This window comes from Puniceibacterium antarcticum (genome assembly GCF_002760615.1).
In the GTDB taxonomy this organism is placed as follows: Bacteria; Pseudomonadota; Alphaproteobacteria; order Rhodobacterales; family Rhodobacteraceae; genus Puniceibacterium; species Puniceibacterium antarcticum.
On record NZ_AWWI01000147.1, the window covers coordinates 1 to 13,683 of the forward strand.

General features: G+C 59.8%; 10 protein-coding genes and 4 pseudogenes. 11 read left to right on the top strand and 3 right to left on the bottom strand.

Translation table 11 applies throughout. The features are described from left to right. The 4 genes from P775_RS21555 to P775_RS21570 all read left to right on the top strand — a co-directional run. Positions 1-2,583: ATP-binding cassette domain-containing protein (locus P775_RS21555; protein ID WP_218967746.1), on the top strand; the 2,583-nt coding region annotated here is incomplete at its 5' end. Then, positions 2,580-3,644 carry a maleylacetate reductase gene (locus tag P775_RS21560; protein WP_099912931.1) on the top strand — a complete coding sequence of 355 codons (1,065 nt, stop codon included), beginning with the start codon at positions 2,580-2,582 and terminating at the stop codon, positions 3,642-3,644. The genes P775_RS21555 and P775_RS21560, both read left to right, overlap by 4 nt. An 18-nt stretch (positions 3,645-3,662) precedes the next feature. Continuing rightward, complete coding sequence (locus P775_RS21565) at positions 3,663-4,520, top strand: dioxygenase family protein (protein ID WP_099912932.1); 858 nt, start codon at positions 3,663-3,665, stop codon at positions 4,518-4,520. Beyond that, on the top strand, positions 4,517-5,554 hold the full coding sequence (locus P775_RS21570; protein WP_099912933.1) for a ketopantoate reductase family protein: 1,038 nt from the start codon (positions 4,517-4,519) through the stop codon (positions 5,552-5,554). Before P775_RS21565 ends, P775_RS21570 begins: the two co-directional genes overlap by 4 nt. A gap of 1,072 nt (positions 5,555-6,626) precedes the next feature. Here P775_RS21570 and P775_RS21575 read toward each other — a convergent pair. Further along, entirely contained in the window at positions 6,627-7,247 is a 621-nt protein-coding gene (locus P775_RS21575; protein ID WP_099912934.1) for a TetR/AcrR family transcriptional regulator, read from the bottom strand. 108 nt (positions 7,248-7,355) lie between these two features. On the opposite strand from P775_RS21575, the gene P775_RS21580 reads away from it, so the two are divergent. From P775_RS21580 to P775_RS21600, 5 genes and pseudogenes are all read left to right on the top strand, one after another. After that, positions 7,356-8,033 (top strand): PspA/IM30 family protein, encoded by a 678-nt coding sequence (locus P775_RS21580; RefSeq protein ID WP_180287526.1) that lies wholly within the window; start codon positions 7,356-7,358, stop codon positions 8,031-8,033. Between the two features lie 64 nt (positions 8,034-8,097). Then, complete coding sequence (locus P775_RS21585; RefSeq protein ID WP_099912936.1) at positions 8,098-8,379, top strand: YiaA/YiaB family inner membrane protein; 282 nt, start codon at positions 8,098-8,100, stop codon at positions 8,377-8,379. Positions 8,380-8,444: 65 nt separating this feature from the next. Further along, a complete protein-coding gene (locus P775_RS21590) occupies positions 8,445-9,452 on the top strand; it encodes an Lnb N-terminal periplasmic domain-containing protein (protein WP_245875802.1) in 1,008 nt (335 codons plus the stop codon). Between the two features lie 105 nt (positions 9,453-9,557). Further along, positions 9,558-10,455: pseudogene (locus tag P775_RS21595) on the top strand (IS110 family transposase); the annotation flags it as partial. A 320-nt stretch (positions 10,456-10,775) separates the two neighbouring features. After that, positions 10,776-10,964, top strand: a pseudogene (locus P775_RS21600) (transposase); the annotation flags it as partial. 373 nt (positions 10,965-11,337) lie between these two features. Here P775_RS21600 and P775_RS21605 read toward each other — a convergent pair. After that, positions 11,338-11,622, bottom strand: coding sequence for a transposase (locus tag P775_RS21605; RefSeq protein ID WP_099912938.1), 285 nt, complete (start codon positions 11,620-11,622; stop codon positions 11,338-11,340). Between the two features lie 332 nt (positions 11,623-11,954). On the opposite strand from P775_RS21605, the pseudogene P775_RS21615 reads away from it, so the two are divergent. Both P775_RS21615 and P775_RS28230 read left to right on the top strand, forming a co-directional pair. Beyond that, positions 11,955-12,409 (top strand): annotated as a pseudogene (locus tag P775_RS21615) (fasciclin domain-containing protein). Positions 12,410-12,567: 158 nt separating this feature from the next. Beyond that, complete coding sequence (locus tag P775_RS28230; protein WP_180287527.1) at positions 12,568-12,723, top strand: hypothetical protein; 156 nt, start codon at positions 12,568-12,570, stop codon at positions 12,721-12,723. On the opposite strand, the pseudogene P775_RS21620 reads toward P775_RS28230, so the two are convergent. Next, positions 12,654-13,564 (bottom strand): annotated as a pseudogene (locus P775_RS21620) (IS5 family transposase). The gene P775_RS28230 and the pseudogene P775_RS21620 overlap by 70 nt on opposite strands. Positions 13,565-13,683: the final 119 nt, after the last annotated feature.

Below are 13,683 nucleotides of genomic sequence, written 5' to 3' on the forward strand. Positions count from 1 at the left end.
GCTTCCTGCGCCCGGGCCGGCCCCGAAAGTTCCGCCAGCGCAGGACAGAAGATGACCGTCATGGAAGAGATGCCCCGAACCGACACGCGGCCCCGGCCAGTTGCCGCGCCCGCGCCAGCGCTGCGCCTGTCCGGTGTCAGCAAGTATTTCGCAAGTGTGGCTGCACTTGTCGACGTGTCGGTCGATATCTTCCCGGGCGAGGTTCACGCCGTGCTGGGCGAGAACGGCGCTGGCAAGTCGACGCTGATGAACATCATTTCCGGCGTGCTCCAGCCGAACACCGGAACCATCCATGTGGCCGGTGAAGCAGTATCGCCCATGACACCCGCGAAATCCACTGCTTTGGGCGTGTCGATCGCCTATCAGCATCCGGCGGTGCTGAACGACCTGACGGTGCTGGAAAACCTTCGCGTGGCGCTGCCGGGTCATATCTTTGCCAGCGGCAACACGTCAGATATTGCGCGGGCCATGTTGGATGCCGTCGGACTGCGTGTCCCGCTCAAGGCGCGGGCGGCGGATCTAACGGTGCCGCAGAGCCATCTTTTGGAAATCGCCAAGGCGCTGGCCGTGCAGCCGCGCATCCTAATCATGGACGAGCCAACAGCCGCCCTTGATCAGGACGCGACTGAGATGCTGTTCGCCCGCATCCGGGCGCTGGCGGCGCAAGGCACGGCTGTCATCTACATCACGCACCGCATGGCCGAATTGCGTCAGATCGCCGACCGGGTAACCGTGTTGCGAGACGGGCGGATGCGGGGCACGGCGCTTGCGCAGGACGTCACAGATCAGGACCTTCTTGACATGATCGTGGGGCGGTCGCTGGTATCGGCCTTTCCGCCCAAGGCGACCGCGGCGGCCCCCGCAGTCAACTTCGCAGTCAGCGGTCTGACGGGGCAGAATTTCACCGATGTCAGTTTTGACGTCGGCCGGGGTCAGATCATTGGTATCGCCGGGGTCGACGGCAACGGACAGGCAGAACTGATGCGCGCTCTGGCTGGCCTCTTGCCGTTCGAGGGGCAGGTCCTGGTGGACGATGCGCCGCAGACGGCAGACAGTTTGAGCCGCACCGCCGCCTACATGCCCGCAGACCGCCACGGTGAAGGCCTCGCCACCGATCTGACGGTGCGCGAGAATGCGACGTTCACCGCGCTTGATCGTTTCGCCATCGGCGGCGTCCTCAGCCGCCATCGCGAACTGTCCGAGGTCAACGATATCTTTGGACAGCTTGCGGTCAAGACGCCCGGGCTTGATGCAAAGGTGCTCTCGCTCTCAGGCGGCAACCAGCAAAAGATCGTCATGGCGCGCGCCCTGCTGTCGCAGCCCGGCTATATCGTTGCCGATCAGCCGACGCAGGGCGTCGATGTCGGTGCCCGGTTCGAGATCTATCGTATTCTGCGCGAGGTGTCGGCCTCTGGCACGCCTGTGATCATCAACTCTTCGGATGCTGCGGAACTGGAAGGGCTGTGCGACAAAGTGGTCGTCATGTCGCGCGGACGTGTGACGCAGGTGCTGGTCGGCGCGGCGATTACTGAAGAACGGATCGTGGGGGCAGCTGTGCAGGCCGAAGCCCATGCGCCGCAAGTTGGCGCACCCACACGGAAGGTCGAAAAAGCGCGTGGTGGCTGGAGGCATCTTGTTCAAAGTGACAATGCCACGGCGATCCCGCTGGCGGCGGTCATTGTCCTGCTGGGTTTTTATGTCTATGGCCAGAACGCAAACTACCTCTCGTTCTTCAATATCTCGAACATCCTGCTGCTCGCGACGGCCCTCGGCTTCATCGCCATGGGACAGACCATCGCCCTACTGATGGGGGGCATCGACCTGTCGGTCGGACCGTTGGCTGGGTTTCTTGTGGTTGTCGGCTCGTTCTTCATTAACGACGGCCAGTCAGGCGCGGTGATCGCGATGGGCTTTTTCGCGATGTTCGCCTGCGCCGCAGTCGTCGGCAGCATCAACGGCAGCCTGATGCGGTTCGCCAATTTCACACCCATCGCAGCAACGTTGGCGATGTATATCGGCCTGCAAGGCATGAGCTTCGTGCTGCGCGACGGCCCGGGCGGTTACATCAACTTTACGATCATGGACTGGCTGACATGGAAGCTGGGGCCGATCCCAGTGGCCTTCATTGTCCTGATCGGCTTTGCGCTGTTGGGCGAGGTACTGCTGCGCCGGGCCCGTGGTGGCTGGCATCTGCGCGCCGTCGGGTCCGAAGAGGGGGCTGCCCGCCGCCTTGGTGTACGTGTCGACCGGGTGTTCATCATGGGCTATATCGCCGTATCGCTGCTGACCGCGTGCGGCGCGATTATGCTCATGGCGCAGATCGGCGTCGGCGATCCCGCGCAGGGGATCACCTATACCCTATCCAGTATCACGGCGGTCGTGCTCGGTGGCACCAGTCTGCGTGGCGGACGGGGCACGTTCATCGGTACGATCCTCGGGGCCGTCCTGCTGACCGAAGTGCTGAACGCGGTGTCGTTCCTCGGGCTGTCGCAGGCTTATCAATACTTCTTTCAGGGCGCGCTGATCGTCGTCGCCGCGCTGATCTACGCAACCGCCCGCAGTCGGGCAGAGGCGCCAACATGACCCGCAATTTCGTTTACCAAGCCGCGCCCTCGCGCGTGATCTTCGGGGCAGGCACGCTGGCGCAGGTCGGGAAGGAAATCGAACGGCTGGGCTGCAAACGCGCCTTTCTGTTGTCGACATCCTTTCAGGCGACAGACCTGACGGCCCTGGCCGATCAACTCGGCCCGCTGGCCGCGGGGCGATTTACCGATGCAACGATGCACACGCCAGTCGCCGTCACGCAGCGCGCGCTCGCCGTCTTCGACGCCTGCGGGGCCGATTGCCTCGTGGCGTTTGGTGGCGGGTCCACCATCGGGCTGGGCAAGGCGATCGCATATCGTAACGACGCGCCCCAACTTGTCGTCGCCACGACTTACGCCGGATCAGAGGTGACGGACATCCTTGGCCAGACCGAGAACGGCACGAAGACCACGGTTCGTGATCCCAAGATCCGCCCAGAGGTCGTGATCTACGACCCCGCTCTGACCACGGGCCTGCCCGTCGCGATGAGCGTAGCGAGCGGGCTGAACGCAATGGCCCACGCGGTCGAGGGGCTTTATGCGCCCGATGCCAACCCGGTCACGTCGCTGCTTGCGATCGAGGGGATCCGGGCGCTGAAGGACGCGTTGCCGGTCATCGTCAGTGATCCGAAGAACATCGAGGCGCGCAGTCTGGCGCTTTATGGATCGTGGCTCTGCGGTGTCGTTTTGGGGTCGGTCGCGATGTCGTTGCATCACAAGCTGTGCCACACGCTGGGCGGCACCTGCAACCTGCCGCACGCGGAAACCCATGCCATACTGCTGCCGCATACCGCGGCATATAACGCACCTGCCGCGCAACAGGCGCTTGCACCCGCAGCAACCATGTTCGGCGGGGATCTGGGCGGCGGGCTTTACGATCTGGCCCGGGACATAGGGGCACCGCTTGCGCTTGCAGAGCTCGGCCTTGATCGTGAGGCCCTGGTTCGGGTTGCCAATCTTGCTGTGAAGAACCCCTACAGCAACCCCCGCGAGGTGACGCACGACGGGATCCTCGGCCTGCTGACGCGGGCCTACGACGGCACCCGACCTATCCAGATCTGACCTGAAAGGCCCCAACCCATGACAGAAACGATTGCCTATTTCACCGAAGACGACTCCGTCGCCGCCGTGACCACCCGTGTGGGTGACGGGACGGACCCGCGGTTGGCACGGGTCATGAATGCGTTGGTGGCGCATCTGCACGCATTCATCAAGGATGTGGAACTGACGCAGGCCGAATGGGCGCTTGCCATCGAATTCCTGACAAATACTGGACAGATGTGCGACGGCAACCGGCAGGAGTTCATCCTGCTGTCTGATGTGCTGGGCGTGTCGATGCTGGTCGATGCGATCAACAACCGTAGGCCCGATAGGGCGACAGAGAATACGGTCCTTGGACCGTTCCACGTCGACGGCGTGCCAGAATACCCGATGGGAGCGAATATCAGCAAGGACGGAATCGGCGAAAGCTGCCTGTTCGAAGGCCGTGTAGTCGATTTGAGCGGCGCTCCCATCCCAGGCGCGCGGGTCGACGTCTGGTCTGACAATGCCGACGGATTCTATGACGTGCAGCAACCCGACGTGCAACCGCCGCACAACAACCGCGGTGTCTTTGTCACCGGCACCGACGGGCGCTACTGGTTTGAGGGAATCAAGCCTGTGTCCTACCCGATTCCAGATGATGGTCCGGTGGGGCAGATGCTGGGCCATCTTGGACGCCACCCGTTCCGCCCCGCGCATATGCACTTTATCGTTAGCGCACCGGGTCATGAGACGGTCATAACCCACACTTTCGTTCGGGGGGACGATTACCTTCGCTCCGACGCGGTGTTTGGCGTAAAAAAGACGCTGATCGCTGACTATGCTGCCACGCCCGACGGCCCGACGATCTGGAAATCCACATTTGACTTCGTCATGACGCCTGAGGCAACACAATGAAGGCCAACCCCCGCATCGCATTTCTGGGAACAGGAGCGCAAGGTGCGTCGATCGCTGCGGATCTCACACGCGCGGGCCTTGACGTCACATTCATCGACCAGTGGCCCGCCCATGTGGAGGCGATGCGCAAGGACGGTCTGACCGTCCACATGCCAACCCGCACAATTCATACCCCCGTAAAATCCCTGCACTTGTGCGAGGTAGCAGAGATCAAGCAGCGCTTCGACCTCGTATTTCTGGTGGTCAAGGCCTACGACACCCGGTGGGCCACTGAACTGATCAAGCCGGTCCTGGCCCCCGACGGGTTTGTCGTCGGCCTGCAAAACGGGATGGCGCATGAGGATATCGCGTCCATCGTCGGTCGCGACCGCACCATAGGCGCGGTGATCCAGATTGCATCGAACATGTGGACCCCCGGTGTCACGACCCGGCAAAACGACCATGACGAAAGCTGGTTTGCACTTGGCGCGCTCGACGCCGACCGTCATTCAGAGGTCGAGGATGTAGCAACCCTGCTGCGGCACGCGGGCCGGGTCGAGGTCACGGATGATATCCATTCCGCCAAATGGATGAAACTGGTCGTGAACGCCGCCGAACTGATCCCGTCTGCCATCATCGACACGGCACTTAACGATGCTGCGCATCTGCCCGGCATGTTAGATCTCATGCGGCGCGCGGGGTACGAGGCCATGGACGCCGCCATGGCCGACGGGGCCGTGATCATGCCGATCATCGGCATGCCTCCGGTGATGAGCAATCATCCGGAACGGTACGTGGACGAGATCTTCGAGGAGGTGCTCAGGACCTTCTCGCGCGAGGATACGCTGACGACATCGCTGCAGGACTGGCGCAAGGGTCGGCGTGCCGAGATCGACGAGGTCAACGGATGGGTCGTGAAGACTCTTGCGGCGCATGGCAAGCAGGCTCCGGTCAATGAACACGTCGTTAAGATCGCCTTCGAGATCGAAGCGGGCCGTCGCCCTCTGACCGAGAGGAACGTCGACGATCTTCTTATTGCCACCAGCCCGTTGTAAACGAAAGTATGCGCGAGGTTGCCGAGTTGATGCTCGAACGAGGCGTTGATCTTTCGCATGACGCCCTCTGACGCTCGACCTTCAAGTTCAGCCCCTTGAGCGTCCACTCCCTAAGCCCGTGGCAATCGCGGTCCGGAGATGTCTGCCATCTGGACGACGTTGTTTTGAAAATTGCGTTCCAGTAAGTCTGGCTCTAGAGTGCGGGTGATCAACACGGGTTCTGTCGCACACTTCGGAGCACACTGGTATATGCGCGACTTCGATACCTTTGAAGTCAATCGTCATGGTCTGATACCCACCTGCCAATTCAAAGGGGGCTCCTATCACAGCTTGGAGGGCAGGCCCATATTCTCAAACTTTGCGACGTAACCTACACATCTCATCGCCGAAAGGGTCGAGGATGTCCCGCACCTGCTTGCCACCCTTGGCCGTTCGGGGATCATCGACTCCAATGATGGCCGCGCCGATGAAATTAGGCGTCCCGTGGCAGGAATCGCCAGATCGAACGCCCGCCACCCGCGCGAGCAGGCCCAAAAAAGTTATTTCCAGGCCGGAATTTTCATTAGGGAACGACTGCTTCGGAGAGTTTTATCGCAGTGCCGATGCCATATTAAGACCCGCGCCGGCATTGGGAAGTCTACCAGACGCCAGGAGATGGCACCTCGGACGCCTCGCCTCTTCCAACATCTTCTTACTTGTGGCCCTAGCCGTTGGACCGCGTTCGGCAACGGGGGGGTACCTGTCGGTCCGCCCTGCCCGTTTAAAGTTGCACGTGAATAAAGCGAAGCGCACCTCAGCTGACATAGCGGTGAGTCAGAGCCGCGCCAAATTTCACGCGACCTTGAGTCTGGGATGTTGAGTCGCGGATGCAAGGACGTCCGATGTGAACGGTGACGATTTGGCCATAAGAGAGGTTGACCATCCCACGCCTCGAAATCCGATATCGTAAGCGCCACAACATCGAGAGCAGTTTCGCCCGCCTCAAGAGCTGGCGACGTTTAGCAACCCGCGACGATAGATGCCCTAAGATATTCTTGTCGGCACGCACCTTGGCTGCATGGTTATGTGCTGTTCAGGAAACCTGACCCTGGTCCCCTTGGTCGAGGCCCCGCGTCATGGCGTCGACCAAAGCGTCGACCTCGGAGGCCAGCATCTCCTTGGGGACACCGACGAAACGGCCATGAATGGAGAGCTGCACAACTCCATGAACCGCTGCAAAAACTGTTTGTGCGCGCAGGCGAAGCTGTTCTGACAACAGGTCCGGGCGCAATCTGGACAGTGGACCGATGATTTCAGCGATCAGGACAGGATATTCAGCACGGTGCCATTCCGGTACTTCCGTGCCCTCGCCCAGGCGTTGGCCAAAGATTGCGGACCATGTCGTCGTGTTCTCAAGCGCGAAGCCTACGTAGGCGGCGGCCAAGAGATGCATGGCCTGTTTCGGCGTCGAATCTTGCGGTAGAGCCTCGTGCAATGCCGTGCCCAACCGTTTCAATGTCCGTGAGTTTACACGCATTATGAGTTCATCAAGATCATCGACGACCGTATAGATCGCGCCCAGCGAGCAGCCGGCCTGCGCGGTCACATCACGCGCTTTAAGATTGGACAATCCCTTTTCCGCAATGATGGCCTCAGCCGCATCGATCATGCGCATGCGCAGATCTTCTTTTTTTCTGGTCCGATTATTGTCCATGGAGTGTCTCCAGACTTTTTTTGAACAGTGTTCATTTTATTCTTGAACGACGTTCATTTTCACGTATAACGATTTATGAACAGCGTTCAAATAACGAAGGAGAAAGAAATGTTCAAACAACTTCTTACACTCATTCGCGGCACGTCCGTCGATGCGTCGCAATCGTTCCTTGATGCCAATGCCGTCGCCCTTTTGCGCCAGCAGATGCGGGAAGCGGCAGAAGGGGTTGCCCGCTCGCGCAAAGCGCTGGCGGTGGTAATGGCCTATGCCGAAAGGGAAAGACGCGGCCTGACCTGTATTAAAAACAAGATCGCAGAACTTGAAACACGGGCACTGGATGCCCTGACCAAAGACCGTGAGGACCTGGCCCATGAGGCCGCACAGGCCATCGCCGACCTCGAGGCCGAGCAGGAAGCGACACGCAAAACCATCGAAACTTATGACAGAGAGATCGCCGTCCTGCGCCGCGACCTTACGAAAAGCGAAGCACAGCTTGCCGAACTCAAACGGGGTCAGCGTCTGGCCGAAGCGACGGCCAAGACCCAACAAGTGCGCGGCTCCTTTCCGACGCTGAGCCAGAATGATCTGTCTGATGCAGCGGCGACCCTGAAACGGCTCCAGGAACGTCAGAGCCATGCTGACGACACACTGGTCGCCATGGCCGAGCTGTCGCTGGCCGAAAGCGCCGACGCGGTCAACAATCGTCTGGCTGAGGCTGGCATGGGTGCAGCCAAACGCAGCACCGCCGCCGATGTCCTGACGCGCCTTAAAAAGGGCAAGCCGTAAACCAACACACGACAAAATCGTCGCTGAATCCGAAACAATCGCATCTCATTCGAAGGGTCTAACCATGAGTAATTATGTTCAAAAGCCGTCCAAAGCCTGGACCATGTTCACCTACGCGCAATTCGGTATTGCTGCTGTCATGATGGCCGGGGGTATTTTCTTCCTCGAAGCCAGCTTCTCTGCCAAAGGCTTTTACGCCATGGCCGCGCTGATGCTGGTCAGTTCCACCGCAGGCATCACCAAGTCTGTCCGCGACGCCGAGGAAGGCACGCGGCTTTACAACAAGATCGAAGACGCCCGCACAGAGCGCCTTCTGGCCGAGGCATCCGGCACCGACGCCGCATGACTCCCAAGGCCGCAGTGGGACGTCAGTTGCGGCCCCACACCATTATTCCCGATAGGATTGATATCGTGTATAAAGATACAGCTTCGTCACAAATCCGGTGGCCCCGTATTTTCGGACATATCGGTTTTGCGTGCCTTGTCCTGGCGTTCTGTGCCTGGAGCGGGATTGCCCTATCCGTGCATCTGACTGGCGCGGTGTTGATCACGGCGCAGGCCACGCTGGCCATCGCCGGCTTGGCCGCAGTATTGGCCCACAGCCGCGCACGTCGTTGGGGATGGTGCGTCGCAGCCGCCCTGACCATCTGCGTCATGGGGTGGTACGCGACACTCAAACCGCAAAGCGATCTGGACTGGGCGTTCGATGTGGCCCGCAGTGTCACCGCGGATCAAAGTGGCGAAATCGTCACACTGAGAAACGTGCGCGACTTCGACTGGTATGGCGTGTCGGAAGCAAAGGAACGCTGGGTGTCGCGCACCGTCGATCTGTCGCAATTGCAAAGCGTGGATATGCTGACATCCGTCTGGGACAGTCCGGACATTGCCCACCTTCTGGTCAGCTTCGGTTTTTCTGATGGGCAGCGCATCGTGTTTTCGGTGGAAACGCGCAAGGAAACGCATGAAACCTTCAACGTGACAGGTGGGTTCTTTCGCCAGTTCGAACTGGTCTTGCTGGCAACAACGGAAGAGGACGCGATCAAACTGCGTACAAATCACAGGCAAGAGGACGTGCGCCTGTATCCCCTGAACCTGAACGCCATGCAGCGGCGCGATCTGTTCCAGTCCTATGTCGATCTGGGCAATGATCTGGCCCAGACCCCCCGGTTCTACAACACGGTGACGGCCAACTGCACGACGACGGTGTACAAACTGGCGCAAGTGATCGCACCGGGTCTGAAGCTGGATTGGCGCCTGGTCGCATCAGCGCATCTGCCGGCCTACGTCGACAGGATGGGTGGTTTCGCAGAGCCCATGCCGATCGAGGACCGCCTGATGCGCGCAAAGATCACGGATCGGGTCAAGGCATATGACGGCCCGCACTATTCACAAGTCATTCGCGGATTGGCACAGCCCTGAGGCTCTTGGTTTTGCTCCGCGTTGATTATGTAAGCGCCCCCCCGACGGCATTGATGCACCAAGGTGGGTCTGCAACGGTTCGCAAAGGAGGACGGTCATATCTGAGATTACCACGGTCGAGCGATCTTGCGCAAGAATCTGCGGCAAGCGCAGGTGCTTGAGTTCTTCAGCCAGTTGCCATCTTGTGTCGTCGCGAAGGAGGCATGTGGTGGCGCTCATTTCTTGGGCCCGGAAATCGGCAAGCTTGGACATGACGTGCGGCTCACCCCACCCGCCTACGTGAAGCCATTCGTCAAACGCCAGAAGAATGATGCCGCAGAGGACGCAGGCCATCAATGCGTCGTGCTGAAAGCACGCCTCCGGCATGACGTGGCAATCTGACCGAGTTCGCGCAAATTGTGCCGCAAGGGGCGTCCAACGCCAAGCGGCTGGTTGCGATTGTCGAGGATCGGGACAGCAGTCTGCCGGCCGATGCTATCGCCACCTTAAAGGTGATGATCGCGACGCTGTCCCATGTGGAAGCGAAAATCAGAATGCTTGATGCCGAGCTCGCCCGCCGGGCAAAAGCGAATGATGTTGGACGGCGGCTGATGACTGTGCCTGGGATCGGGCCGCTGATCGCCACAGCCATCGCGGTCTTGGCCCCGCCTCCTGAGATTTTCCGCAAGGCACGCGATTTTGCGGCCTCGTGCTAAAAGCACGCGTCTGGCATGACGCTTGGTCTCGTGCCGCGCCAGCATTCGACAGGCGGCAAACAATGGCTCAGGGCCACGACGAAGATGGGCGAGCGATCACTGCGACGCCTGCTGATCATCGGGGGCAATAGCGTGATCCTCAAGCGGCACATTCATGCAGTAGCCAGACCAGGCACGTGGCTAGGCGGGATGCTGACACGCAAGCCACCGATGCTGGTGCGGGTGGCACTGGCCAACAAGATGGCCGCATCGTCAGGGGCCTGATGGCCCAGGGAGGCGTCTACCAGTCTCCGGTCGCGGCGGCATAAGCCGACCATCGGTCGCGAGAACGTCGGAGCGAAAGAGGGTAAGGAGACGTTTGGCGCAACTGTCGTGAGACGGGATCAGAGGAACCAGCCTGAAACAAAGTACCACCGAGCACGCGGCGTTGATTTGAAGCCTGATCCGCGAACACCATACGGGCCCGCGACATCTGTGATGTCGCGTCTTGAGGCCGGACATATGTCAGCACCCGACAACGCGTCAGAAAATGCTTCAAAATCCCTCATGCTCTTGGGCGGTTACATATGTTGCAAAAATCAGACCGGCGAAGGTTCACATCGTGAATCCATACGGTTAGTCGAAGCGGATGAGCAAGCCATCACCCTACCGCGATCGCACGACGAACTGGTCCGACTATAACGCTGCGCTGAGGAGGCGCGCATCATTGCTCGAATGGCTGGACAAAGGAATGGCCTGGTTGGCGCAGCATGAGGGCAAGCCGGGTCGTGTGCCAGTTTTCTCCGATGCCGCCATCCAGTTTTGCCTCAAGTTGCGGCACTCACAGTCCACGGGTCAGTATGGTGATCTGCGAGTCGGGTCCAAATCTGTTCAGCGAGCTGATCTGCTCTCAGCACTTTCCTGGTTTCCCCGATCCAGATTTGTTCGATCGTTGCGCCCATTCGCCTCTTCGACGTCTCAAACCCCCTTCATAGACGCGGGACTGCTTTCGCCGTTTTGCTCATCCGGCAGCGCTCCATGCCGGATCCCGATAAGTCTCTTTCTTGGTCGACGTGGCACAGATCGCACGGGCCATCCGGTTGGCCAGAGCGATCGCGACCAGGGTTTTCGTTCCAGAATCCGCGCCAGCCAAGAGCCCTCGGGTATCAATCGGCGCCCCAACCGGTTTGGGCGCGACATGGCACCAATGATCAGAAGGCGTTAAATGCCAACCTCGTCGGCTTTCGACACCCAACCGAGCCGTTCCTTTTCGCCTGATGAGTGCTGCGCGGGAAAAGCCCTGGCCATGCCGAAAAATCGCGGCCGCGTCGGAAGGTCGCCATGTCCGGCGCAAAGGCCTCTACCGTGAGCGCTGTCAGCGGGCCAACCCCCGGCATCGTCTGCAAGCGTCGGGCCGCATCGCCCTTTTCTGCGAAGCTCTTAGCGGTTTTCGTTAGGACATCAATGCGACCTGTCTTCTCGGCAATCTGCGCCATCAGTTCCCGGCACTAGTCGCGGAATATCGCGGGTAGGTCGCAGTCAGGCGCGTCGAGGATTCCCTTGAGGCGCTTGAGATGCACAACACCCTGTGGGACCACGTGACCGGACTCGTAAAGCAGGTGCCGTCGCGCATTCACACATTCCGTGCGCTGGTGGATGAGGCGCTAGCGCGCGGGAAACAGTGCGGCGCGAGCCTGCTGACCTTCGCTCTTCGGTTAGACGAAGCGCCTGCCCACTGGCCGCCGCCAGAGGACCTCACATAATGTGAATATGCATGCTTCAGCCTTGCATCGAAACACCCACAAGGAGATGGTTACGACGTACGATAATGACGACTGTGGCCCTGATCACCTTGGGCACCGGCGCATTCGCAGGCGCCCATGAATCCTCAAAGGAGATCATCCACACCGGTATAGAAGCGGAAAATTTTACCACTCTCGTCGAGGCCGTCGGCTTGCTAGAGACACTGAAGGGCGAAGGCCCGTTCACCGCCTTCGCGCCAACCGATGAAGCCTTCGCCAAATTGCCCGAAGGCACCGTTCAAGGTATGCTGGCCGATCCCGAGGCTTTGGCCAAGATCCTGAGCTATCACGTCGTGCCGGGTGCCGTGATGGACGCCGACCGGAGTGATGGAATGACCGCCTCAACCGTCGAAGGCCAGACGTGACCTTTTATGTGGGCAATACAGTCATGGTGAACGACGCCATAATGACGACACCAGACATTGCGGCCTCCAATGGTGTGATCAACGTAATCGATAAAGTCATCAAGCCGCCGATGTAATTCGATAATGTGAACAGCGCCGGGCCGCTTTGTCGCTGGCCCCGTGGTCTTTTCCTAGACCGAAGCGACTCGGTTGATGGCGTTGATGCCCCTCCCGACTGCGTCGCAGTGTGCCGTTGTGGTGGGTGTTAAAGCCATCAGAAAAGGAAGGAGTATCCATGTCCGAAGTCACTATTATCGGTGTGGACTTTGCGCTGTTGCACAAATCTGATGCGTACCGCAGCTCCGCTTTCCGCGAAAATACTTATCCTATGGCCATTGTGACGTGTACTCTAAGGGCCGTGAAACGGTTCGGCACGCTTGCACGGATCTGAACCGTCGCCACTTGGCGATCAAAGTCGCGCGCTATGAGGCGCTGACAGAGACCCTCCACGCTGTTCATCTTCGTTTCAACTCTGCTTCGCCGGTGGTACCCGCTTCAGCGCCGCCAGAGCGCCAGGCCGAGGCATGTCGAGGTCCGCAGCGTCTCATGTCGGGCTGTGGCGCCCGCGGTTGCTGGCTTCCATTGCCGGGCGTTTCGGCGGGGCAGAATGATTGCGGCTGCGCCGTGGTTGGCGATGGCATCTTGACACTTGCGCGTGTCGAAGGCGCCGTCAGCGGCTACATTGGCGATCTCCTATGTCGGCTCGATCTGCTCGAGCGATTCTGTCAGCATCGGCGCATCACCGACATTTCTGTTAGTGACCTCCACCGCTCGGATCTCCAGTGTTTTCTCATCGATTCCAAGATGGATTTGGCGCCAGACCCGCCGTTTTGGGACACCATGCTTAAGCGCATTCCATTGCCCTCCACCTTCTACTTTGATGCCGCTGCTGTCGATGAGAAGTGGTAGCAGCCCAGTTGAGCCCCGATACGCGAACGCCACCTCTAGCGTCTTTTGCCGACGGCTCAGGGTGCTGAAATCAGGCACGGACCAGTCGGGCCGGTCAAGCTTCAGCAGACTCGTGATGAACCCGGTCGCCTGCCGAAGCGCCATACCGAAAAGGACCTTGATCGCCAGACTGGCCTTGATAGCGCCATCACTGTAGATCTGTTGTCGCCACGCTTCCCGGAGGCTGATGGCTCCAACATCATCGCCGGATCGCACCAGGCGACCAGTGATCCACGCTGTCTAAGCGCCCGCTTGCAGTCATGCCAATTTGTTGCCTTGTAGATCGTCTTTGCGCGGGCGTTGTTGCATGGAGGGTTAGGAGACTGGAACGAGCCCTACCCGAGACGGATTTCACGCGATGCGTTCGAAATTGGGGTGGCCAAGTTTGGTCCTCCGGTTGAGA